This window comes from Amycolatopsis sp. NPDC051106 (assembly GCF_040682775.1).
Taxonomy (GTDB): domain Bacteria; phylum Actinomycetota; class Actinomycetes; order Mycobacteriales; family Pseudonocardiaceae; genus Amycolatopsis.
This window is the reverse complement of the sequence record NZ_JBFBBQ010000073.1, coordinates 13,750-37,803: the sequence shown is the minus strand read 5'-3', so window position 1 is coordinate 37,803 and position 24,054 is coordinate 13,750. Positions and strand designations below refer to the sequence as shown.

The window sequence follows — 24,054 nt, the reverse complement described above, 5'->3', positions numbered from 1 at the left end:
GCAAACCGTCAGAACAGCAGCGGCAGCAGCGCGTGCCGGCGCCGCACGATCGCGCCGTACCGCGCGTCCAGGCGCAGCCACGAATCCGTCGCCGACACGCGGACGACGTCCTCGGCCAGGTCCGCATCCACGAAACCCATCCCGGACATCGCGAACAGGCAGCGCATCTGGACCTTGACCTCGACCGCTTCGCCGGACACGGTCAGCACCGCCTGGTCCATCAGGGACGACGGCGGGTTGCCGTGCGGACCGGCGTTGTCCCTGGCCAGCGTCACGCCCCGGTCGGCCAGCTCCGCGACGACCCGCGCCGGCAGCTCGTCGACCAGCGGCCAGCGGCCGGACGGGGGCAGTTCGCCGTGCCACAGCAGGTCGCGGGCCGGGCCCGGGTCCATCCGCGGCCCACCCGCCACCGTCAGCGCCGCCAGCAGCTCGTTGCCGGACACCGTCACGTCGCCGGGGGTGACGTCCCCGGCCACCGCGCGGGTCGCGAAGCATTCGAACGGCGTCGCCGTCCAGGCCTCGACCACGCCGTCGCCGCGCTGCCGCAGCCGGACGGCCGTCTGGCCGTCCAGCCGGACCGCGCGGGCGACGAACGCACCGAGGGTCTCCCGGTCCGCCGCGTCCGGTACGAACAACTCAGGCATCCGCGAACCCCTGCTTCAGAAACTCCGACTCGGGCGGGCTGAGCCTACGCGGCCGCAACGCGACCGTGTCGTACGGCGCCAGCACCGTCTCCGCCGTCACCGCGACCGGGTCGGACTCCGCCGGCCCGGTGTGGACGCGGTAGGCCAGCGTGAAGCTCGCCGCGCGCAGCTCCGTCAGGTCGATGCCGACGCGCAGCTCCTGCCCGGACACCACGATCGGCGCCTTGTAGGCCACTTCCAGCTTGACCACGACGATGCCCTTCGGCAGCTGATCGAGCCCCGCCTCGACGGCGCCCTTGAACAGCAGCGGGATACGGGCCTCTTCGAGCAGCGTCACCATCTTCGCGTGGTTGATGTGGCCGTAGACGTCCATGTCCGTCCAGCGCGGGCGGACGTGCGCAACGTAGGTCACCGCACCGTGCTCCGGATCTGCCGGGCCGCCACCGAGAGCGTCGCGAGGTCGAGCCGGCCGGACTTGTGGATCTCGTCCAGCGCGGCGCGCGCCCGCTGCAGCCGCGAGGCGTTCGTCTTCTCCCACTGCGCGATCTTCGCGTCCCCGGACGAACCGGGGTCGCTGTGCCGCAACGCGTCCAGCGTGATCGCCCGCAGCGAGCCGTAGACGTCGTCGCGCAGCGAAAGCCGGGCGAGCGCGTGCCAGCGGTTGCCGCGTTCGAGCGCGCTGATCTCGGTCAGCATCTTGTCGACGTCCAGGTGGTCCGAGAGCGCGTAGTACAGCTCCGCCGTCTCCGCCGGGCTGTGCGGGGCGTCCACGCCGACCTGCTGCTCGGCGAGCTCGGCGACCTCGGTGACGTCGAGCAGGCCGTAGGTGTGCAGCAGCAGCGAGACCCGGCGGGCCAGCCCCTCGGGGACGTTCGCGGCCATCAGCTCGTCCGCCTTCGCCTGCACGGACTCCGCCTCACGGCCGCGGAGCAGGTCGCCGATCTTCGGGACGAGCTTGCTCAGCACCCGGCCGAAGCGCTTGATCTCCGACAGCGGCGCCAGCGGCTGCGGCCGGTTGGTGAGGAACCAGCGCGCGGCCCGGTCCAGCAGCCGCCGCGTCTCCAGCACCATCGAGTCGGCGACGTCGGTGGGCACGACGTTGTCGAGCGCGTCGATCTCCTTCCACAGGGCCGGGAGGTCGAACACCCGGGTCACGACGGCGTACGCGCGCACCGCGTCGGTCGCCGTGGCGCTCATCTCCTCCATCAGCCGGTAGACGAAGGAGATGCCGCCGCCGTCGACCACCTCGTTGGCGATCATCGTGGTGATGATCTGGCGGCGCAGCGGGTGCTCGCCGATCGCGTCGGCGAACCGCTCGCGCAGCGGCTTCGGGAAGTACTCGGACAGCCGGCCGGCGAACACCTTCGAGTCGGGCAGGTCGCTGGCCAGCAGCTCGTCCTTCAGCTCCAGCTTGACGTGCGCGAGCAGGGTCGCGAGCTCCGGCGAGGTGAGGCCCTTGCCCGCCTTCTCCAGCTCGCGGAACTCGGAGTTGCTCGGCAGCGCCTCGAGCTTCCGGTCGAAGGCACCCGCGGCCACCAGCGCCTGGACCTGGCGCGCGTGCACCGACAGCATCGGCGCGGCGTGCGCCCGGCTGACGCCGAGGACGGCGTTCTGCCGGTAATTGTCGTCGAGCACCAGCGCGCCGACCTCGTCGGTCATCTCCGCCAGCAGCTCGTTGCGCTGCGCCTCCTCGAGCTTCCCGGTCTGCACCAGGTGGTCGAGCAGGATCTTGATGTTGACCTCGTGGTCGGAGCAGTCGACACCGGCCGAGTTGTCCAGCGCGTCGGTGTTGATCTTGCCGCTGTTGCGGGCGAATTCGATCCGGCCCAGCTGGGTCAGGCCGAGGTTGCCGCCCTCGCCGAACACCTTGACGCGCAGCTGCTTGCCGTCGACGCGGATGGCGTCGTTGGCCTTGTCGCCGGCGGCGGCGTGGGTTTCGGACTCCGCCTTGACGTAGGTGCCGATGCCGCCGTTCCACAGCAGCTCGACGGGTGCCAGCAGGATGGCCTGGATCAGGTCCATCGGTGCCAGCGCGGTGACCCCTTCGTCGAGGCCGAGGGCTTCGCGGACCTGCGGGCTGATCGGGATCGACTTCGCCGAGCGCGGGTAGATCCCGCCGCCTTCGCTGATCAGCGACCGGTCGTAGTCGTCCCACGAGCTGCGCGGGAGGTCGAACAGCCGGCGGCGCTCGGCGAACGTCGACGCCGCGTCGGGGTTGGGGTCGAGGAACACGTGCATGTGGTTGAACGCGGCGACGAGCCGGATGTGCTCCGAGAGCAGCATGCCGTTGCCGAAGACGTCGCCCATCATGTCGCCGATGCCGACGACGGTGAAGTCCTCGGTCTGGGTGTCCTTGCCCAGCTCGCGGAAGTGCCGCTTGACGCTCTCCCAGGCACCCTTCGCCGTGATGCCCATGGCCTTGTGGTCGTAGCCGACCGAGCCGCCGGACGCGAAGGCGTCCCCGAGCCAGAAGCCGTACCGCGCGGACATCTCGTTGGCGATGTCGGAGAACTTCGCGGTGCCCTTGTCCGCCGCGACGACCAGGTACGAGTCGTCGGCGTCGTGCCGGACGACGCCCGGCGCGGGCACGGTCTTGCCCTCGACGCGGTTGTCGGTCAGGTCGAGCAGGCCGGAGATGAACATGCGGTAGCAGGCGATGCCCTCGTTCAGCTGGGCGTCGCGGTCGATGCTCGAGTCGCCGGTCGTGGCCGGCGGGCGCTTCACGACGAAGCCGCCCTTCGCGCCGACCGGCACGATCACGGCGTTCTTGACCGCCTGCGCCTTGACCAGGCCGAGGATTTCGGTGCGGAAGTCCTCCCGGCGGTCCGACCAGCGCAGGCCACCGCGCGCGACCTCGCCGAAGCGCAGGTGCACGCCTTCGACGCGCGGCGAGTACACGAAGATCTCGAAGCGCGGCCGTGGCTCGGGCAGGTCGGGCACGCCGGCCGGGTCGAGCTTGATCGCCAGGTACGGCCGCGTTTTGCCGTCGGCGTCGGTGACGTGGTAGTTCGTCCGCAGCGTGGCCCGGATGACGGCCATCAGCCGGCGCAGGATGCGGTCCTCGTCGAGGCTGGTGACCTCGTCGATCATCGCGCTCAGCTCGCTCGTCAGCGCTTCGGTGGCGGCTTCGCGGTCGGCGTCGCCCAGGTGCGGGTCGAAGCGGGCCTCGAACAGCCGCAGCAGCTTCGTCGCGACCTGGGTGTGGTTGAGCAGCGTGTTCTGGATGTAGTCCTGCGAGAACGCGCTGCCGGCCTGACGCAGGTACCGCGAGTAGGCGCGCAGCACGGCGGCCTGGCGCCAGGTGAGCCCGGCGCGCAGCACCAGGCCGTTGAGCCCGTCGACCTCGGCGTCACCGCGCCAGGCGGCCTCGAAGGCGTCCTGGAAGCGGCCGCGCAGCTGGTCGACCGCGTGGTCGTCGCCCTCGTCGAGCATCTTCTGGGCGACGCGCAGGCCGAAGTCGTAGATCCAGCAGGCGCCGCCGTCTTCGCGGTGCAGCTCGTACGGCCGTTCGTCGACCACCTCGACGCCCATGGCCTGCAGCACCGGCAGCACCTTCGAGAGGGTGACGCCTTCGCCGCGCAGGTAGAGCTTGAAGCGCCGTTCGCCCGGCTCGGCGTCGGCCGGCCGGTAGAACGACAGCGCGAGGTCGCCCTCGTCGGTCAGCGAGTCGAGGGCGCGAAGGTCGGCCAGTGCCTCGCCGGCCGAGAAGTCCTCCTTGTAGCCCTCGGGGAAGACGCTCGCGAAGCGCTGGCCCTGCTCGGTCGCCGACTCCTCGCCGAGGACGCCGACGGCGACGCCGCCGTCCGAGCGCTCACGGCGTTCGTCGAGGACCGCCTCGACCATCCGGTCGTCCCAGCTGCGGACCGCGTCGTTCAGCCGGTCCTGGATCTTCGCCGTGTCCGGCTCGAGCCGGCGCGCGGGGTCGGTGTGGACCATGAAGTGCACCTGGGCGAGGACGGTCTCGCCGATGCGCGCGCTGTATTCGAGCTGGGTGCCTTCGAGCTCTTCCAGCAGGACTTCCTGCATCGCCAGCCGCGACCGCGTCGTGTAGCGGTCCTGCGGGAGGTAGACGAGGCAGGAGTAGAAGCGGCCGTACGGGTCGCGGCGCAGGAACAGCCGCAGCCGGCGGCGATCCGACAGCGTGATCGCGCCGGTGGTCGTCGAGTACAGCGAATCGGTGTCGGCGGAGAACAGGTCGGCGCGGGGCCAGTTCTGCAGCACCTCGAGCATCCGCTGGCCGGAGAACGACTCCATGGGGAACCCGGCGCGGTGGATGACCTCGCGGACCCGCTTGCACACCACCGGGATGTCGAGCACGTTCTCGTGCAACGCGGTGGTGGTGAACATGCCGAGGAAGCGGTGTTCGCCGGTGACGGTGCCTTCGGCGTCGAACGTCTTCACGCCGACGTAGTACGGGTAGACCGGCCGGTGCACGGTCGAGGGCGCGCTCGCCTGGGTCAGCACCAGCAGCGTCGGCGAGAGCGCCGACGCGGCGGTGTCCGGGCCGGCGGTGAGGCCGCGGGCGGCCAGGCTGTCCTGGCGCAGCACGCCGAGCCCGGAGGCCAGCACCGCGCGCAGGGCCGGCTCGTCCGAGTCCGGGTGCGGGTTGTCGACGAGCTCGTAGCGGCGGTAGCCGAGGAAGGTGAAGTGGCCGTCGGCCAGCCAGCGCAGCAGGCGGGCGCCCTCGGCGACCTCGGCCTGCGGCAGCTGCGGCGGCTCGGTTTCCAGTTCGCTCGCGAGCTGGCAGGCCGTCTGGGCCATCTTCTCGGCGTCCTCGACGACCTCGCGGACGTCCCCGAGGACGCTGGAGAGGCGGTTGTCGAGCTCGCGCGCGCGGTTCGGGTCGGTGACGAAGTCGATCTCGATGTACATCCACGACTCGGCGGCCGAGTTCGCGGGCGGATCGGCCGGGTCGGCGTCGGGGTGGACTTCCAGGAGCTCGCCGGTCAGGTCCCGGCTGACGACGACGATCGGGTGGACGATCCGCTGCACCTGCACGCCGTCCCGGGCGAACTCCGCGGCGATCGAGTCGACCAGGTAGGGCATGTCGTCGGTGACGACCTGCACGACGGTGGCTTCGCGCGCCCAGCCGTCTTCGGCGACGGTGGGGTTGAGCAGCCGCACGGCCGGGCGGCCGGGCATCCGCGACCGGGCGAGCTGCAGGTGCGAGCGCACCGCGCCGACCAGGTTGACGGGCTCGTCGCCGACGATCTCCTCGGCCGGGATGTGCCGGTAGTAGAGCCGGATGAGCTCCCCGATCTCCGGCGCCAGGCCGGCGGCGACGTCGATCAGGTCGTCCCTGATCTGCTCCGGGCTGACCGGGGAGCGCTGACCGAATTCGGGTTCGGTTTCGGCTCCGGTTCCGGGTAGGGACGAGACTCCGGTCGAGCTCATTTGAGGCAACTCTCCAGTATTCGTGAGGTGGCACCGCGCCGGTTCGACGGTGAACCGGACGACCCCACACTAATGCGCGGCGGTCGGGGATCACATGAAGACCCGGGGGTTCCCCAGTCTCGGAAAACCCTTCCGGGCCAGCGGATTCGCGTGATCGGTCAAGCTACTGACGGGTTGCGTCCGAAGCGTCCGCGCGGCCCTGACCAGCCGGGCCCGTCGGGCATCACCTGAGGTGGGGCCGACATGATCGGTTCAGCTGAGGCCCGGCGAAGCCGTTCGGCGAACGTTGTCGGCCGGTCGGCGACGCCGGGGTGCGACGGATCCCACTGATTCCCGGGCCGTGGCAGGTCGGCGACGAATAGGGGTGTCTCGCCGACGCGGGGCCGGTCCGCCGGTGCTGACCGCGCCCGGCTCACGCGGTCGGCGGCGGCTCGAACGTCTTGAATGACTCATTCACCTCGTCCGACGACATGAATGAGTCATTCAAGACATTGCCGGCGAGGGAAGCGGACTCCGTCAGTCGCCCGTGCCGTGGCGGCGGGAGTCCCCGACCTCGGCGCCGTGACCGTTGCGGCCGTGGCCGTTGCGGCGGCCCGTGTCGTTCGGACCCAGCTGCTTGACCAGCGCCGCCGCGCTCGCCGTGCCCGCCTGGTGCTCGGCCAGCGCGCGGGCCAGCAGGTCGGCGAGGCCCGCGTCCGGTGGGGGCTCGTCCTCCGCGATCGCGCGCGCGTAGCTCTCCGGGAACGGGGCCGTCGCCGGCGTCCAGTGGCCGAAGTCCTCCATCGGCTCCAGCGCGGGCGGCATCCGCAGCCGCGGCAGCCAGGGTTCGGCTTCGTCGCGGTAGTCCGGCACCGACGGCGGCTGGTCCTCCGGCCGCGGCGGTGGCGCCAGCTCGGGCTCGGCGCGTTCGCGGCGCGGGCTGTCCTCGCTGCCGGTTTCGTGCGTGCTTTCCGCGTCTTCCGCCCGGCGACGGCCCCGGCCCGCACCACCACCCGACGACGAGATCCCCAGGCGGTCCAGCACCGACCGGGCGGCTTCCGAGCCGTGCTCGGCGTCGTGCCGGGTCGACGGCTGCGGTTCGCGCCGTGTCTCCGGCTCCCACGGTTCCCGCTCGGCGGCGGGCTCGGGCGCGAGCGGCAACGCCGGCGTGACGCGCGTGGGCGCCGACTCGCGTTCGGCGGCCGTCTCCCGCAGCCGCGCTTCGGCGAGCGCCGCCCAGGAGAACTTGGTCTTCCCGCTTTCGGCGGCCTCGGGCTCCGGCTCGCTCCGGCGCTCCGGCTCCTGCCGCACTTCCACCGGCTCCAGGCGGACCTCCGGCGTGGCCGGCCGCGCCGGCTCGGCCCGGAACTCCGGCTCACGAGGACGTTCGGCCCGGACCTCGGGTGCCGGCCGCACGTCGACCGGCTCCGGCTCGCGGCGGCGCCCGGACGGCTGAACCTCGGACTCCGAGCGCACCTCGACCGGCTCCGGCGCCCGGCGGCGGCCCCCCGGCTGGACCTCGGATCCCGACCGCACCTCGCTCGCATCCGGCACCCGGCGGCGTCCGGCGGGCTGAGCCTCGGACTCGGCCGGATCTTCGATCGGCTCCGGCTTGTGGCGGCGCCCAGCCGGTTGCGCATCGGACTCCGGCCGAACCACGACCGGTTCAGGACGACGGCCCCCCGGCGGAACTTCGGCCCCCGACCGCACCTCGATCGGCTCCGGCTCCCGACGGCGTCCCCCCGGCTGGGCCTCGGTCCCGGATCGCACCTCGACCGGCTCCGGCCGCCGCCGCTCGACGACCACCGGCTCCGGGCGCACGCGCGGCTCCGCGGGCTCGTCCCGCACCGCCGGCATCACCGACGTCTCGGCCGCGTCGGCGGTCACGCGCGGCCGTTCGAACGACCACGCGGGCGCCTGCTGCCGCGGCTCGGGCTTCGGTGCGGGTGTCTCCTCGCGGTCGAACGACCAGGCCGGCGTCCGCGGCGAAGGCTCCGGGGCGACCGGTTCGGCGGCGGGGGCCGCCGCCACGACCGGGACCGGCCGCGACGGCACTGCCTTCAGCACCTCGTCGAGGTCGATCGACGCCGGCTCCCCCGTGCCGAACTCGCCGGCCAGCACCCCGCACGCCTGCCGCCGGGCTCGCGCGTGGAGCTGCTCGGCCGCCCGCGAGCGGTACAGGCACGCGATGGCCTCTTCGGCCTGCCCGAACCGCTCCTCCAGCTGCGCCAGCTCCAGCCACAACCTCGCGGTGACCGCGGACAGCCCGTGCCGGTCGGTGCTCGCCACGGCTTCGCGGACCTGCTCGATCGCGGCTTCGCCCGAGCCCGAAGGCAGGTGGATGCGGGTCGCGACGGCCAGCCGCAGCCAGCCCATGGGCGCGACCCCGGCCGCCCGCACCGGCTCGGCCAGGACCGGCTCGGCGATCTCGTACGCCATCTCGGCGTCGCCGCGGTCGAGCAGCGTGCTCACCAGCAGCAGCACGAGCCGGATCCGGACGAGACCGCCGTCGTCGGCCGGGTTGTCCAGCTTCTCCAGGAAGCCCAGGCCGGTCCGGGCCGCGTCGGCGGCCGCGGTGAGGTCGCCGTGCCGGCGCCGGTGCGCGGCCGTGCCGACGCGCAGCAGCGCCCGCACCAGCAGCTGGGTGTCGCCGCCGAGGGACTCGTCGCCGAGGACGAGCTTGTCCGCCTCGACGAGCGCCCGGTCCAGCTCGGCCTTCCGGCCCAGCAGACCGAGGCAGCCGACGAGGTGGGTCAGCGCGGCGGCGCGGTGCACCGGCGAGACGACCGGATCGGTGAGCACCGGCCGCAGCGCGGCGAGGCCGGTCAGCGGCACGCCCAGGCTGCGGGCGCAGACGGCGAGGTCGATGCGCAGCCGGGCGGCGATGTCGCCGTAGCCGGCGTGCTCGGCCGCGCGCAGGGCCGCGACCGCCCGGCCGACCGTGCCCGGCCGCTCGCCGAGCCGGACGCGCGCGGACACGACCAGGCTCTCGGACCGGATCCACTGCTCGTCGGCGCCGGCGGCTTCGGACAACGCGGCCGCGCGCTCACCCAGGACGAGCGCGAGCTCGGGCGCACGCAGGTGCAGGGCGTCCGCCCGCTCGATCAGCCGTCCGACCGCGGAGAGGGTTCCCCCGGCAGTGGCGGAGCGCCCGCCCTCCATTCGGGAGGACGGGCCCGTCCGGTGCTGCTTGCTGGCTTCCACGGGGAAACCCGCCCCCTCAGTCGCGGGTCAGCTTGCGGTGGGTGACACGGTGCGGGCGGGCGGCCTCGGCGCCCATCCGCTCCACCTTGTTCTTCTCGTACCCTTCGAAGTTGCCCTCGAACCAGAACCACTGCGACGGGTTCTCGTCGGTGCCTTCCCAGGCCAGGATGTGCGTCGCGACCCGGTCGAGGAACCACCGGTCGTGGGAGATCACGACGGCGCAGCCGGGGAACTGCTCCAGCGCGTTCTCCAGCGAGCCCAGCGTCTCGACGTCCAGGTCGTTCGTCGGCTCGTCGAGCAGGATCAGGTTCCCGCCCTGCTTGAGCGTCAGCGCCAGGTTGAGCCGGTTGCGCTCACCACCGGAGAGCACGCCCGCCGGTTTCTGCTGGTCCGGGCCCTTGAAGCCGAACGCGCTGACGTACGCGCGCGACGGCATCTCGGTCTGCCCGACGTGGATGTAGTCCAGCTCGTCGGAGACGACCTGCCACACGGTCTTCTTCGGGTCGATCCCGCCGCGGTTCTGGTCCACATAGGACAGTTTGACCGTCTCGCCGATCTTGACGATGCCGTCGTCCGGCTCCTCGAGCCCGACGATGGTCTTGAACAGCGTGGTCTTGCCGACGCCGTTCGGGCCGATCACGCCGACGATGCCGTTGCGCGGCAGGTCGAACGACAGGCCGTCGATGAGGACGCGGTCGTCGAAGCCCTTGCGCAGCTTCTCGACCTCGACCACGACGTTGCCCAGCCGGGGGCCCGGTGGGATCTGGATCTCTTCGAAGTCGAGCTTGCGGTGCTTGTCCGCCTCCGCCGCCATCTCCTCGTAGCGGTCGAGCCGCGACCGGGACTTCGTCTGGCGGGCCTTGGCGTTGGACCGCACCCACTCGAGCTCGGTCTTCAGGCGCTTGGCGAGCTTCTGGTCCTTCTTGCCCTGGACCTCGAGGCGCTCGCGCTTCTTCTCCAGGTACGTCGAGTAGTTGCCCTCGTACCCGACGACGCGGCCGCGGTCGATCTCCATGATCCACTCGGCCACGTTGTCCAGGAAGTACCGGTCGTGGGTGACGGCGAGGACGGCGCCGGCGTAGCGGGAGAGGAACTGCTCCAGCCACAGGACACTCTCGGCGTCCAGGTGGTTGGTGGGCTCGTCGAGCAGCAGCAGGTCGGGCGCCGACAGCAGCAACTTGCACAGCGCGACGCGGCGGCGCTCACCACCGGACAGGTGCGTGACACCCTCCTCGGGCGGCGGGCAGCGCAGCGCGTCCATCGCCTGCTCGACGGTCGAGTCGAGCTCCCAGGCGTCGGCGTGGTCCAGCTCCTCCTGGAGCTGGCCCATCTCCTCCATCAGGGCGTCGCTGTAGTCGGTCGCCATCAGCTCGGCGATCTCGTTGTAGCGGTCCAGCTTGGTCTTGATGTCGCCGAGCCCCTCCTCGACGTTCTGCCGGACCGTCTTCTCCTCGTTGAGCTCCGGCTCCTGCATGAGGATGCCCACGCTCGCACCGGGCTGGAGGAACGCCTCGCCGTTGCTGGCCTGCTCGATCCCCGCCATGATCTTGAGAACGGTGGACTTACCGGCACCGTTCGGCCCCACCACGCCGATCTTGGCGCCGGGGTAGAACGCGGTGCTGACGTCGTCGAGGATGACCTTGTCCCCGACGGTCTTGCGCACCTTCTTCATGGTGTAGATGAACTCGGCCATACCCACGATCGTAGAGCGCACCTGATCGCGACCCGACGCCGGTCACCGTCGGACTACCGAAAGTCAGCCCGGGGTCACCGAAACCGTCGTTTTGCCGGGCTCCGGACGGGTCTCACCCTCAACCGGAAGTCGAGACTCAGTCGGCCCGCTTGCCGTCGGCGAGGTTCTTCAGCATCGCGTTGTAGGCGTTCAGCTCTTCGTCGCCCGTCGCCGCTTCGCGCCTGTCTCGCCGCTTCGCCTCGCGCTCGTCCTGGCGCGACCACTGCACCAGCAGCGCGATCAGCACCAGCAGCACCGGGAGCTCGCCCGACGCCCAGGCGATGCCGCCGCCGAGCCGCTGGTCGGTGAGCAGGTCCGACACCCACGGCAGGTGCAGCGAGCCGTAGAACGCCTGCCCGATCACGGTCTGCTTGCTCATCAGGATCACGCCGAAGAAGGCGTGGAACGGCATCGCGGCGAACATCATGCCGAGCCGGCCGAGGTACGGGATCCGCCGCGGCGACGGGTCGACGCCGATCACCGGCCAGTAGAAGACGTACCCGGCGAGCAGGAAGTGCGCGTTCATCGCCAGGTGCGCCCAGTGGTAGTTCAGCGCGTTGTCGAACAGGCCGGAGAAGTACAACGCGTAGAACGAGCCGACGAACAGCAGCAGCGCGACCACCGGGTGGGTCAGGAACCGCGACACCGGCGAGTGCACCGCCGCGACGAGCCACTCGCGCGGCCCCGGCGGGGTGTCCTTGCCCGCGGCCGGCAGGGCGCGCAAGGCGAGTGTCACCGGCCCGCCGAGCACGAACAGCACCGGCGCCACCATCGACAGCAGCATGTGGTTGCCCATGTGCACGCTGAACATCGCGGGCGCGTAGCGGCCGATGCCCGACGACGTCGCGATCAGCAGCACGACGCAGCCGGCGATCCACGCGACGGTGCGGCCGACCGGCCAGGAGTCGCCGCGGCGCAGCAGCCGCTGCACCCCGGCGAGGTACAGCCCGCCGAGGACGAGCGCGAGGGTGCCGTAGACCAGGTCGAAACGGGTGTCGAAGAGCAACCGCCACACCGTCGGCGGACCGTCGAGGTCGTAGCCGATCAGCAGTTCGGTGGTGGACGGCTGGGTGACGGCGTCCGCCGGGGGTGGCGTCCTGGCCAGCCCGGCCGCGATGCCGAGCGTGACGAACATGACCAGGATCTCGACCGCGGCCAGCCGCGTCAGCTGGCTGCCGCCCTTGCCGTCGACGAGGTCCGCGACGCCCTTGCGGCGTTGCTGGTGGCCGAAGACGCCGAGCAGCAGCAGCGCGACCGTCTTGGCGACGACCAGGAGGCCGTAGTCGGTGGTGAACAGGTCGTTGAAGCCGATCCGCACCAGCGCGTTGACCACGCCGGAGATCGCCATCACGATCCAGCAGACCAGCGCCAGCCGCGAGAACCGCTGCGCGGCCAGGCTCAGGTGGTTCCCGCGCCGGTAGCCCAGCGCCAGCAGTGCGACCAGCCCGCCCACCCAGAGGGACGCCGCGACGAGGTGGAACAGCAGGCTGTTGGTGGCGACGTCGTGCGAGCCGCCGCTGGCGGAGTGGCCGGTGACCGCGACCGGGACCAGGCCGCCGACGGCCAGGAAGAACAGCACCGCCGTCCAGCCCCACGAGAGCGCGAGCCGGCAGCCGAGCGCGACGAGGACCGCGATCAGCGCGGTCCACAGCCAGGCCTTCGGCTGCTCGATGGCGCCGACCAGGTCGAGCAGCGTCTGCGGGTCCAAGACCTCGCCGAACGGCTTCCCGGCGGTGTCGGCGGCGGTGAAGGCGACCGAGAGCAGGGCCGCGCCGAACCAGACCCAGGCGGCGATGCCGGCCGCACGGAGAGCGCCGTAGCCCTCCGGGCCGAGCGTGCCGGACTTCTGCGGCGGCACCAGGAACGCGGCCAGCAGCAGGCCCCCGACGCAGATCACCGACGCGGCCTCGGAGAGCACGCGCATGACCGTGATGCCGTACTTGGTGACCAGCCCCGGATCCGGCAGGCCGGCGATGGCGTAGCCGGCCCCGCCGGTGAGCGCGATCAGCCCGATCGCGACGACGGCGGCCAGCAGCACGCCGACCGAAATCAGGGGCAGCACGCTGGCCCGGCGCTGCGCGGGAACGTCGGATTTCGTCACGGGCTCGCTGGACACGCCCCAGAGGGTATGCCCAGCCCCGGTCAGGCCGGTGTGACGGGCAGGATGGGAGCGTGAGAATGATCCTGCTGCGGCACGCCGAGTCGCTCGGCAACGTCGACGAACTCGCCTACACGCGGATCCCGGACCACGCCCTGCCGCTGACGGACAAGGGCGAGCGGGAAGCGCTTGCCGCCGGTCCGGAGATCGCCCGGCTGCTCGACGGCGAGCGGCCCGCCGTCTACGTCAGCCCGTACCTGCGGACGCGGGAAACGTTGCGGTTGCTGGACATCCGGGCGTCGTGCGAGCGGCTGCTGCAGGAGCCGCGGCTGCGCGAGCAGGACTGGGGCAACCTGCAGGACCCGGCCGAGCAGGAGATCCAGCGGGCGCGGCGCAACGAGTTCGGGCACTTCTTCTACCGGCTGCCGTTCGGGGAGTCGGGTGCGGACGTCGACGACCGCGTCGCGGCGTTCCTCTCGGACCTGCGCCTGCGCGACGAAAGTCACCCGGAGACGGTGCTGATCGTGTCGCACGGGCTCACGATGCGGCTGCTGTGCCGCCGGCTCTTCGGCTGGAGCATCGAGCTGTTCGAGTCGCTGTCCAACCCGGGGACTTGCGAGTACCGCGTCCTCGAAGAGCAGGACGGCAAGTGGGCGCTGGACCGCCCGTTCGCGCAGTGGCGGGACTCACCCGACGGGGAAACGCAGCTCTGACGGCTCCAGTGACGCGGTCAGCACGACACGGGTGCCCTGGCCGGGCGCCGAATCGATGCGCGCGGTGCCGCCGATCTCGGCCAGCCGGGCGTGGATCGAGTTCTCGATGCCGAACCCGGCGCGGTGCGCGCCGACGTCGAAGCCGGTCCCGTGGTCGCGCACGGACACCGTGACGATGCCGTCGTGCTCTTCGAGGCACATGACGGCTTTGGCCGTTTTCGCGTGCTTCAACGTGTTTCGCAGCGCTTCGCGAGCCGCGTCGTGCAGGGAGTTGACAACGCTCTCCGGGACTTCGGCGGGCTTCGCGAGCGAGACGAGGTCGACTCGCAGGCCCTCCGCCGTCATCTCGACGGCCAGCGCGCCGAGGCGGTGCTCGAGGCCGCCCGGCTCCGCGGGCGCGTCGCCGTCGAGACTCAGCCGCAGGCGCAGGGCGTGCGCGCGGGCGATGCGGCGGACCTGGTCGAGGCTGCCGACCGGGTCGAGGCCGTCGCGGGGCGCCGGCAGCGCGAGCGACTCCATCACCTGCAGGACCGTGTCGTGCAGGTCGCGCCGGTAGCGCTCCCGTTCGGCGGCGCGGCCGCGCTGCTCCCCGAGCCGGTGCGCGAACCGCATCGCCCCGGCGACGAGCATGACGATCGCCAGCGCCGTCGCGGCGGCCGCGACCAGGGCGAGCACGATCCACGTCGCGGGCGCCGACGTGCCGGACACCACGGCCATGCCGTAGCGCAGGAGCACGGCGCCGGTGATCGCGATCGCGCCGGCCGGGGCGCCGCGCAGCAGCGTCCAGACCATGACCGTGCCCATGATGTTCGGCAAGGTCAGAGCGAGGAGACCGGGCGCGAACGCCGCCGCCGCGAGGCTCGTGACGAGCGTGTACGCGGTGTCGGCGGCGAGCACCCGCCGGATGCCGGTGCTGCGGTGGAAGACCCAGGCCACCTCGGCCAGGTTCGGCACGAGGTAGAGCACGATGGCGAGCGCGAGCACCGGAGCGCCCAGCGGGCCGCCGGCCCAGATCGCTTGCAGGAACAAGGCGAGCCGGAACGCGACCGGCACGAGCACGAGCCTCGGCACCGCCCCCTGCACGAGCGGGAGCCCGGCCCCGCCGGCGAGCGCCCCCGCGCCGCCGAGCAGCACAACCCTCACGACGTCCTCCCCGGGTCAAGGCCCCTACCCTGACCAGCCCACCTGAACTCGTAACGTCGGTGCATTCATTTCAGTTTACGACGAGCTCAGCTTGCCCCGCCTGGTTCCACACTGTCAACGGGGGCTTCGGCGATAGGGGCCGTTCGCGAAGAGAGACGCGGCCCGGGAGACAGCGGCTCCCGGCTTTTTGTCACGATTCGGCCGCCAGCGCGGCGTCTTCGCGCTTCCGCGCCCGCCGGGCGCCGAGGGCGGCGGGCAAGATCAGCGCGGCGACCAGCCCGACGAACCCGCGCTTACGTGACCTCAAGGCACCCGCGAGCGCCTTTGCCGGAACCTCGCGGCGGCCAGTCGGCTTCGCCCTGGAGTCACGATTCGGCCGCCAGCGCGGCGTCTTCGCGCTTCCGCGCCCGCCGGGCGCCGAGGGCGGCGGGCAGGATCAGCGCGGCGACCAGCCCGACGAACCCGAACGCCACGCTGTAGTCCGTCACCTGCGCGATGCCGCCGACGATCGGCGGCCCGCCGAGGAAGCCGGTGTAGGCGATGGCCGTGACGAAGCCGATCTCCCGTTCGCCACCGGTGCCGTCGCCGCGTTTCCCGGCGTCGCCGGCCAGGCTGAGGGCGAGCGGGAACGACGCGGCCAGGCCCGCGCCGGCGAGCGCGAAGCCGGCGTACCCGACGGCGGCGACCGGGATCGCGGCCGCGGCGAGCAATCCGGCGGCGGCCAGGACCGCGCCCGCGGCGAGGCAGCGGGTGGGGCCGAACCGGCGCTGCGCCCACGACCCCGCGAGCCGGGTCAGCGCCATGACCAGCTGGAAGCCGGCGAACGCGAGGGCCGCGGCACCTTGGCCGACGCCGCGTTCGGCGGCCATCAGCAAGGCGGACCAGTCCGAGGACGCACCCTCCGCGATGGCCGAGGAGAGCGCGACCGCGGCGAGCAGCCACAGCACCGGACGGCGAACCGGCGCGCGGCTCGGCGCGGCCTTTTCACTGTGCTCGGGACGGCTGCCGGGGACCGCGCGGATGATGACCAGCAGCATCGTGACGGCGACGACGGCGGCCACGCTCAGGTGGCGGCCGGGAGACCAGTCGTGGCCGGCGGCGAGGCCCGCGGCCAGCGAACCGGCGAGCGCGCCGAAGCTGAAGCCCGCGTGGAACTCCGGCATGATCGGGCGGCGGATCCGGCGTTCGACAGCCACCGCGGCGACGTTCATCGCGACGTCGAGCATCCCGACGCTCGCGCCGATCAGGAGCAGGGCGCCGGCCAGCAGCGGCACGGTCGGCGCGAACCCGACCAGCACCATCGAGCCGGCCGCGCTCACGGTGCTGCCGGCCACGACGACGCGGGCACCGGCCCGTTCGATGATCCGGCCGGACACCGACGCGGCGGCGAGCATCCCGACACTCGCGCCGAGCAACGCCAGCCCGAAAACGCCTGGTGAGGCGTGCACCTGCGCCGCCAGTGCCGGGGTGCGCGACGCCCAGGAGCCCAGCGCGAGGCCGTTGAGCGCGAAGACGGCGAACACCGCGATCCGGTCCCGCATCCGTCCCCCTTTCCGTGATCCCAGTGTGGCCTCAGCGTGGTCTCCAGCGTGGCTGAGGCGGGCGGCCGGGCCACGCTTAGCACCGTTTTCTTTCGTCCGCAAGACCGTTCGCGGATCTGTGGACAACCGGCTCCCGCCCGGCGACCTGTCCACAGATCCGAAATCGCGGGCTGACAAATCTTCCGCCGCCCGTCAATCTGGAATCACCAGTTCACCGCGGCCCCGAAGCCGCGATTCCAGAGGGGAAATCCACGATGTCTTCACGCCGTCTCCGTGCCCGGCTGCCGCACCTGTTGGTCTTGGCGGCACTGGGTCTGCTGACCAGCGTCGGAACCGCTCAAGCCGCGCCGGCACAGGAAGCTCCCGGGTGTCAGAAGGGCGAATTCTGCCTGTGGCCGACCGGCGACTACGGCGGCGACGCCCAGCGTTTCGACCTGCGCACCGCGAATCCGGGGGAATGCATTCCCCTACCGGAGGGATTCGCCGGATCGTCGTTCGCGAATCTGCTGACGCGGGACGTCACGGTGTACCAGAGCGAGGAATGCTCGACCGAGGGAGATTTCGTCACCTACCCGGGTGGCGGCACGTTCGTCCCGGACGCGCCGTTCCTGGTCCGCGGGATCCAGATCTGGGAGTGACGGCCTGACCCGGGCCCGCACCGCCGTCCGCTCCAGGGGGAGAGCCGGCTCGCGGCGGCGGCCGGACCCGACCGGGGCCGCTCCCCCGACAGCGGCCCCACCCCGTGGGCGCGCCCCAGCGGCGGGGCGCGCCCACGGGCTTCCCACGGCTCTCACCGTTCTCGCGGCTCTCACGCACGCGGAGGTTCCGGCGGCCGGGCGGGGCGGCTCTCGGCCGGTTCGGCGGCCGCTGTGGCGTCCCCTCGGTCGTTGAGGGGCCTGCAACGCGTCAGCGAGGCTTATGGACGGCCCGGCGGCTCCACGCCGGGTTCAGCTGGCCCTCTTCCGGCTAAGCGACCAAGCCGACCGCGGAGGACGGACGCCGGTCGCGCGAGTGGTCGAGCGGGGAGAGCCCGCGACACGTTTACGGAGGTGAGGTGACGACCGCGCCGCCCGCCGCGGCTGGGAGGCAGCGGCGTGCGGACGCTCGCGGCGCTGCCTGCCCGGCCGCTGGTCGTGCGGGCGAGCGTGGTCGGGCTGGACACAGCAAGAGCCTTCTGATCGCCAGATTACAGGTTCGCGGCGCGCCGGGAAGCCCGTTCGGTCACCCTCAGCACCGCACCCGACACTCAAGGAGGTCCACACCACGTTCTCGACGGCGCTTGGCCCGAACTTCCGAATTCCGTCGAACGAGACCTGAAACGATTCGCCGGTGTCGAACGATCGAGAGGATGGCGACGACTAAGCTGCCAGTGCCGGGTTACCGGCAGCAGCCGTCGGCGCGGGCCCTCGTAGCTCAGCTGGATAGAGCAAGAGCCTTCTAATCTCTAGGTCGCAGGTTCGAGTCCTGCCGGGGGCGCCACCAGGGAAGACGTCGTGCGCGGCTGCGCACGACGCACCCTGGCCACGTGATCGGTCTCATGCCGGGACCCTGCTCGGGTGCCGTCGACGTGCCCCCACTGTGGACGATCGTCGTGCGCGCTCCTGTGCCCGAGGAGTCCGGAAGTCGCACCGCGTGAGCGGCCAGGTGGCCCAACGGGGCCCTACCGAGTTCATCCCGAGACAACCTTGTGACCTCCGGCGGCGAAGCCACTGTTGCGCAGCCGAACCGTCACGCCCAGCGATGGCACCCCCCAGTACGACCGGCATCACCAAGACCACCCGATCGAGCGAATCCGACCGCGCCCCGAACGAAGGAGGCCGACCCCACCGTGGACCCCGAACAACCCGCCGGACGCCACCGGCGCCGCCGCGCCAACCGCGCCACGCGCACGGCCCTGGACGAAGCCCGCCGCGCCGGCCTGGTCCGGCGCCACCTGACCAAGCTGCGCTACCTGGCCGACCGGGCCGGACGGGTACCGGAACCCGGAGAGCCACCCACCGAGGCACCGCCTTCCACATCGGACGCCGCCTGACCTCGCTCGGGCTACTCCCCCGACGCTGGGCAGTCGCCGGCGCCTGCCCAGCCGTGCGCACACCAGACGCCGGCGACGCGGCCGGGCATCCCGACACTGGACCCCGGCGTTCACCGCCCTCTGCGACCCAGTCCGCCGGGCGGCGCAGCCCGGTGGCCAGCGATGCGCCACCCGCCCCGCGGCCGTGCGCACACCAGACGCCGGCGCGGTGCCCAGCCCGCGGCTGGGCACGCCCGGCGTTTGGGCGGCGCGGCCTGGCAAGCCGGCGATGCGCCACCGCGCGCCAGGCGCGAAAAGGCGGCCCCTGCCCAGCGCCTGCCGGACAGAGGCCGCCTTCACGGGCGGGCAGAGAACTACACGACCGTCGCGGGCTCCACGCCCTTCAAGTGCACCGGAAGGGCACGGTGGCCGTTCATGATGAACGTCGACAACGGCTGGAGGTCGGCCGGATCGACCGCCAACGCCAGGTTGGGGTAGCGCTCGAACAGGCTGGACAAGCCGACCGTGGCCACCAAGCGGGCGATTCCCGCGCCGAGGCAGAAGTGCGGGCCGTGGCCGAAGGACAGGTGCTCCTTGTCCGCTCGGGTGATGTCGAACTCGCACGCCGACTCGCCGTGCAGCGACGGGTCGCGGCCGATGGCCGCGTAGTTGACCAGGATCGGGTCGCCCTTGGGGATCGTGACGCCTTCGCCGAGGTCGATGTCCTCCATCGCGTAGCGCAGCGGGAGCGAAGCGAGCGGGGACTCGACGCGCAGGGTCTCGTCGATGACCTCGCTCCAGGCGACCTCTCCCGATTTCACCAGCGCCAGCTGGTCGGGGTGGGTGAGCAGCGCCGTGATCGCGTTGTCGAAGAAGTTGATCGTGGTCTCCGAGCCGGCGCCCAGGATCGCGAAGATCGTGTCGGCGAGCTCCTGCTCCGACAGGCGGGAGCCGTCCTCGTCGCGGGCGGCGATCAGGTCGCTGGTGATGTCTTCGCCCGGGTTGGCGCGCTTGGTCGCGATCAGCTCGTCCATCGCGCCGCGCCAGCCGGCGAGGACCGACTGGGCCTGCTCGGGGGTGACAGTGGTGTCCACCATCATGTCGATCACCTTGGCGGTGGCCGCGCGGGCCTGCTCGTCCATTCCGATCAGCTCGGCGACCAGCATCGCCGGCAGCGGGTAGGCGAACCGCTCGCGCAGGTCGACCACCTCGTCCGGCCCGGCCGCGGCGAGCGCGTCGAGCAGCATCTCGGTCAGGGCCACGATCCGAGGGCGGATCGCCTCGGTTCGCTTCGGGGTGAAGGCCTTTCCGACCAGGCGGCGCAGGCGGACCTGGTCCTTGCCGGTGGCCGTGACCATGTTGTCCATCGCGACCCAGCTGATCATCTCCCAGTCGGGCGGGATCTCGCCGTTGATGAACTTCGGCCAGTAGTTGCGCGCGTTCTTGGTGACCCTCGAATCGGCGAGCAGCTTCTTGATCACCTCGGCCCGGGTGACCGACCAGGCGAGCACCCCACCGGGCAGCTCGACCCGGGTCGCCGGGCCCAGAGCCCGCAGGCGAGCGGCCTCTCCGTGGATGTCACGTCCCGTCGTGTCCAGGACTGGGCAACGGCTTTCCATCGGGTTCACCTTTCGAGCGGCTGGAGAGAACGAGCGAAGGAGCGAATGTCGCCGACGAGCAACTCGGGCTGCTCGAGCGCGGCGAAGTGACCGCCGCGGTCGAACTCCGTCCAGTGCGCGAGCGTCGGCAGATCGCGTTCGGCGAAGCTGCGGACCGGCAGGAAGATGTCGTGCGGGAACACCGCGACCCCGACCGGGACGGCGGGCGGTGGCGGCTTCCGGCCGGCGGCGATGGCGCGCAACGCGGCGGCGCCCTCGTAGTAGAAGTTCGCGGACGTGCCCGCGGTCGCGGTCAGCCAGTAGATCGAGACCGCGTCGAGGATCTTGTCGCGGCCGATCGCGTCCTCGGGCACCTTGTCGGAGTCGGTCCACTCCTTGTACTTCTCGACGATCCAGGCCAGCTGGCCGACCGGCGAATCGGTGAGCGCGTAGCTCACCGTCTGCGGGCGCGTCTGCTGGAGCTTCATGTAGCCGGACAGCTCCTCGTCGAACTTGGCCAGCAAACCGAGGCGCGCCAAGTCTTCCTCGCCGAGCGCGGCGAGCTCGGCGGGGTCGCCGCTCGGGAACGTCATGAGCATGTTGACGTGCACGCCCGCGCAGTTCTCGGGGTCCAAAGTGCCCAGTGCCAACGAGATCACCGCGCCGGCGTCGCCGCCCTGGGCGATGTACTCGCGATAATCGAGCCTGCGCATCAGCTCGGCCCAGGCCTGCGCCATGCGCGGCACGTCCCAGCCGGTCTCGCGCAGCGGGCTGGAGAAACCGTAGCCGGGCAACGCGGGGATGACCACGTGGAAGGCGTCGGCCGGGTCGCCGCCGTGCGCACGCGGGTCGGTCAGCGGGCCGATCAGGTCGAGGAACTCGGCGACCGAACCGGGCCAGGCGTGGGTGAGCAGCAACGGGCGGGCATCGGGTTCCGGCGAACGCACGTGGAGGAAATAAACCGGCGCGCCGTCGATTTCGGTGACGAACTGCGGGTGGCTGTTCAGTGCCGCTTCGGTGGCGCGCCAGTCATAGGACGTGCGCCAGTATTCGGCCAGCTCTCGCAAATACGCGAGCGGCACGCCGCGGTCCCACCCCGTGCCGGGCAGTTCCTCCGGCCAGCGCGTGGCGGCCAGCCGCTCGCGCAGATCGTCGATGGCTGCCTGCGGGATCTCGACTCGGTACGGCTGCATGCTCGCCTCAAATCAGTACGATCGCGGCTGTCGGGGAAATCGGCCGGAATGTGTGCCCGAGGTCCGGCGAACCCATCCTCGCGCTACGCCGAATGGCGGCGCACCTCCTACGTTGCCGGGTCTTCCGGCCATTCGCCCCGCGACCCGGTGCGCACCGCCGCAATTGCGCAGTTCGAGCATTACCGTGCCGCTCCCGTTACCGGGAACACAACTCCTGAATTGCCGAGCCGGCACCGGAATCTGAGCAATGCGGGAGGTTGCCGGCCCGCCCGGGCCTGCGAAGGTGGTCCGGGAGACTCTCGAAGCCCGAATGGAAGGTGAGCGGCTGATGGCTGTTACTGCGATCCAGGACGTGCGAGACGTGCTGGCCGCCTACCCCGGACTCGCGGACGTCGCGGTCGTGCCGCACGTCCAGGAACCCGTCGGTGAGGTCCTGGTGGCCTACGTCGTGCCCACCAGCCCGGGCCTCGACCTGGTGGCGCTGCACAAGTACGTCCGGGAGCTGCTGCCGGGCAGCGCGGTGCCGGCCACCATCGTGGTCGTCGACGCCATCCCGGTGGACTCCGAGGGAACGCCCGAGCGGCAAGCACTCCCCGCACCCGACCTGCGTGGCCTCCTGCCCTACCGGTCACCCGGCACCCCTCGCCAGGAAGCGCTGTGCACGATCTTCGCCGAGGTGCTCTCCCGGACCCGGTGCGGGGTCGACGACGACTTCTTCATCATGGGCGGCGAGTCGATCGACGCCATGCTGATCGCGAGCCGGGTGGGCCCGGCGTTCGGCCTGGAGATCTCGATGAACGAACTGTTCGACGCGCCCACCGTCGCGGAACTCGACCAGCTCCTGGACCGGATGAGCACCGGAGGCTGACGATGGTCAAGATCGCCGACCGGATGCGGGGCCTGCAGGCGTCCGTCATCGGGGCCATGACGGTGCGCTGCCAGGAGATCGGCGCCGTCAACCTCGCGCAAGGACTCAGCCGGGTTCCGCCGCCCGCCTCGCTGCTGACGGAGGCCGCGCGGAACTTCGAACACGCCGGACATTCGTACAGCCAGCCCGAAGGACTCGCCGTCTTCCGCGAAGCCGTCGCCGACAAGGTGAAGAGGTGCAGCGGGCTCAGCGTCGAGCCCGCCACCCAGGTCGTCGCCACGGTGGGCGCGACGGGCGCGCTCATGGCGACGCTCACGGCGCTGCTCGACGCGGGAGACGGCGTCATCGTCTTCGAACCCTTCTACGGCTATTACCTTTCCGCGGCCAGGATGCTGAACCTGCGCCCGGAGCCGGTCCGGCTGACCGGACCGCGTTTCGAAATCACCGAGGAAGCGCTGCGGGCGGCCGTCACCGAGCGGACGCGCGCGATGATCATCTGCACGCCGAACAACCCGAGCGGGCGCCGGCTCACCGCGGCGGAGCTCAAGATCGTCGCGGCCGTCGCGGCCGACCACGATCTGCTCGTCATCACCGACGAGGTCTACGAAGACATCTACTTCGGCCCGGACCCGCACCTCGCCGCGGCGACGGTCGGGAACCTCGCCGAACGCACGGTGACGCTGGGATCGCTGGGGAAGTCGTTCAGCGTGCCCGGCTGGCGGCTGGGGTACGCCTGCGGCCCGGAACAGCTGATGGGCGCGATCCGGGTCGCGGCCGACGCGTTCGTGGTCTGCGCCCCGGCTCCGCTCCAGGCGCTCGGTGCGGAGGCCCTGAACCTGGGTGAGGACTACTACCGCGACTTCCGCGCGATGTACGACCGGAAACGCCGCGCCCTGGCGGCGGGCTTCGCCGCCGCCGGGTTGTCGCCCAACGAACCGGAAGGCGCTTACTACCTGTTCGTCGACTGCTCGCGGCTGGGCGTGGCGACCGGGGTGGAAGCGGCCGAGATCCTGCTGGAGAACGCCCTCGTCGGCACGGTGCCCGGCGAAGCGTTCTACCTGGACCCGCCGGATCGTCCGTACGTCCGCGCCTGTTTTTCCCTGCCGGACGAGGTAATTGCCGAAGCTGTCGACCGATTGGCGAACGGGGTACTGACCCATGGGTGAGAACGTGAGGGGGCGCGCGGTGCTCGTGACCGGCGCGGCCCGGGGTATCGGGCAGGCCGTCGCGCGGCGGTTCGCGGCGGCCGGGGACCGGGTGGCGATCCTGGACAAGGTGCCGGCCGCCCTCGCCGGGGACCTGGTGGCCGGGCTCGACGGCGAGGGGCACGTCGTCGTCGAGGCCGACCTGCTGGACGGCGACGCCGTGTCGGCGGCGGTGGACTCCGCCGCCGGGCAGCTCGGCGGGCTGGACGTCGTGGTGAACAACGCCGGCATCTTCGTCGCGCACCCGATCACGGAGGTCGACTACGCGACCTGGCAGAAGCACTGGGAGCTGACGCTGGGGGTCAACCTCATCGGCGCCGCCAACGTGACCTGGTGCGCGGTCAAGCACATGAAGGAGCAGGGACGCGGGGGGCGGATCGTCAACGTCTCCTCCCGGGGTGCCTTCCGCGGCGAGCCGGAGGTGCCGGCCTACGGCGCCGGCAAGGCGGCCCTGAACTCCCTGACCCAGTCACTGGCGATCGCGCTCGCGCCGTACCGGATCGCGGTCTCCGCCGTGGCGCCGGGCTTCGTGGCCACGGACATGACCACGGACTGGCTCAAGCCGCCGGGCGGCGACGAGATCCGGGCGCAGAGCCCGTTCGGCCGGGTCGCCGAGCCGGCCGAGATCGCCGCCGGCGTGTTCTACCTGGCCTCCGCCGAGGCCGAGTGGGCCAGCGGCACCATCCTCGACCTGAACGGCGCCTCGTACCTGCGGACCTGACCGGGCGGCG

General features: G+C 71.7%; 16 protein-coding genes and 1 tRNA gene. 7 read left to right on the top strand and 10 right to left on the bottom strand.

Annotated elements, in window-relative coordinates; translation table 11 throughout:
- Positions 1-8: 8 nt before the first annotated feature.
- The 6 genes from AB0M83_RS36970 to AB0M83_RS36945 form a co-directional block, all read right to left on the bottom strand.
- Entirely contained in the window at positions 9-644 is a 636-nt protein-coding gene (locus tag AB0M83_RS36970; RefSeq protein WP_364524463.1) for a hypothetical protein, read from the bottom strand.
- The gene (locus tag AB0M83_RS36965) at positions 637-1,056 is read right to left on the bottom strand and encodes a thioesterase family protein (RefSeq protein WP_155545552.1); all 420 of its coding nucleotides are present in this window, start codon (positions 1,054-1,056) and stop codon (positions 637-639) included. Before AB0M83_RS36965 ends, AB0M83_RS36970 begins: the two co-directional genes overlap by 8 nt.
- Positions 1,053-6,038 (bottom strand): NAD-glutamate dehydrogenase, encoded by a 4,986-nt coding sequence (locus AB0M83_RS36960; protein WP_364524461.1) that lies wholly within the window; start codon positions 6,036-6,038, stop codon positions 1,053-1,055. Before AB0M83_RS36960 ends, AB0M83_RS36965 begins: the two co-directional genes overlap by 4 nt.
- A gap of 516 nt (positions 6,039-6,554) precedes the next feature.
- Complete coding sequence (locus AB0M83_RS36955) at positions 6,555-9,221, bottom strand: hypothetical protein (protein WP_364524459.1); 2,667 nt, start codon at positions 9,219-9,221, stop codon at positions 6,555-6,557.
- 16 nt (positions 9,222-9,237) lie between these two features.
- Entirely contained in the window at positions 9,238-10,914 is a 1,677-nt protein-coding gene (gene ettA / locus AB0M83_RS36950; RefSeq protein ID WP_364524457.1) for an energy-dependent translational throttle protein EttA, read from the bottom strand.
- Between the two features lie 136 nt (positions 10,915-11,050).
- The gene (locus tag AB0M83_RS36945; protein ID WP_364524455.1) at positions 11,051-13,069 is read right to left on the bottom strand and encodes a cytochrome c oxidase assembly protein; all 2,019 of its coding nucleotides are present in this window, start codon (positions 13,067-13,069) and stop codon (positions 11,051-11,053) included.
- A gap of 56 nt (positions 13,070-13,125) precedes the next feature.
- Between AB0M83_RS36945 and AB0M83_RS36940 the strand changes: the two genes are divergently transcribed.
- Positions 13,126-13,764 carry a histidine phosphatase family protein gene (locus AB0M83_RS36940; protein WP_364524453.1) on the top strand — a complete coding sequence of 213 codons (639 nt, stop codon included), beginning with the start codon at positions 13,126-13,128 and terminating at the stop codon, positions 13,762-13,764.
- Here the strand turns inward: AB0M83_RS36940 and AB0M83_RS36935 are convergent.
- Together AB0M83_RS36935 and AB0M83_RS36930 are read right to left on the bottom strand one after the other, a co-directional pair.
- Positions 13,738-14,898, bottom strand: a complete 1,161-nt coding sequence (locus AB0M83_RS36935) for an ATP-binding protein (protein ID WP_364524480.1) — start codon at positions 14,896-14,898, stop codon at positions 13,738-13,740. The genes AB0M83_RS36940 and AB0M83_RS36935 overlap by 27 nt on opposite strands.
- A 374-nt stretch (positions 14,899-15,272) precedes the next feature.
- The gene (locus AB0M83_RS36930) at positions 15,273-16,448 is read right to left on the bottom strand and encodes an MFS transporter (protein WP_364524451.1); all 1,176 of its coding nucleotides are present in this window, start codon (positions 16,446-16,448) and stop codon (positions 15,273-15,275) included.
- Between the two features lie 254 nt (positions 16,449-16,702).
- Here AB0M83_RS36930 and AB0M83_RS36925 point away from each other — a divergent pair, with 254 nt between their 5' ends.
- The 3 genes from AB0M83_RS36925 (at position 16,703) to AB0M83_RS36915 (ending at position 18,480) form a co-directional block, all read left to right on the top strand.
- A complete protein-coding gene (locus AB0M83_RS36925; protein WP_364524449.1) occupies positions 16,703-17,086 on the top strand; it encodes a peptidase inhibitor family I36 protein in 384 nt (127 codons plus the stop codon).
- Between the two features lie 764 nt (positions 17,087-17,850).
- Positions 17,851-17,927, top strand: a tRNA-Arg gene (locus AB0M83_RS36920).
- Between the two features lie 349 nt (positions 17,928-18,276).
- Positions 18,277-18,480: a hypothetical protein gene (locus AB0M83_RS36915; RefSeq protein WP_364524447.1), complete on the top strand. Its 204-nt coding sequence runs from the start codon at positions 18,277-18,279 to the stop codon at positions 18,478-18,480.
- A gap of 353 nt (positions 18,481-18,833) precedes the next feature.
- Here AB0M83_RS36915 and AB0M83_RS36910 read toward each other — a convergent pair whose 3' ends face one another.
- Both AB0M83_RS36910 and AB0M83_RS36905 read right to left on the bottom strand, forming a co-directional pair.
- Entirely contained in the window at positions 18,834-20,078 is a 1,245-nt protein-coding gene (locus AB0M83_RS36910; RefSeq protein ID WP_364524445.1) for a cytochrome P450, read from the bottom strand.
- Between the two features lie 5 nt (positions 20,079-20,083).
- Complete coding sequence (locus AB0M83_RS36905; RefSeq protein WP_364524443.1) at positions 20,084-21,250, bottom strand: epoxide hydrolase family protein; 1,167 nt, start codon at positions 21,248-21,250, stop codon at positions 20,084-20,086.
- A 328-nt stretch (positions 21,251-21,578) separates the two neighbouring features.
- On the opposite strand from AB0M83_RS36905, the gene AB0M83_RS36900 reads away from it, so the two are divergent.
- Genes AB0M83_RS36900 through AB0M83_RS36890 form a run of 3 tightly spaced genes read left to right on the top strand, consistent with a single transcriptional unit; the run spans position 21,579 to position 24,044 of the window.
- Entirely contained in the window at positions 21,579-22,118 is a 540-nt protein-coding gene (locus tag AB0M83_RS36900; protein ID WP_364524442.1) for a phosphopantetheine-binding protein, read from the top strand.
- A 2-nt stretch (positions 22,119-22,120) separates the two neighbouring features.
- Complete coding sequence (locus AB0M83_RS36895) at positions 22,121-23,284, top strand: pyridoxal phosphate-dependent aminotransferase (RefSeq protein WP_364524440.1); 1,164 nt, start codon at positions 22,121-22,123, stop codon at positions 23,282-23,284.
- Positions 23,277-24,044 (top strand): SDR family oxidoreductase, encoded by a 768-nt coding sequence (locus tag AB0M83_RS36890; RefSeq protein WP_364524438.1) that lies wholly within the window; start codon positions 23,277-23,279, stop codon positions 24,042-24,044. The genes AB0M83_RS36895 and AB0M83_RS36890 overlap by 8 nt, the downstream gene beginning before the upstream one ends.
- The last annotated feature ends 10 nt before the right edge of the window (positions 24,045-24,054 follow it).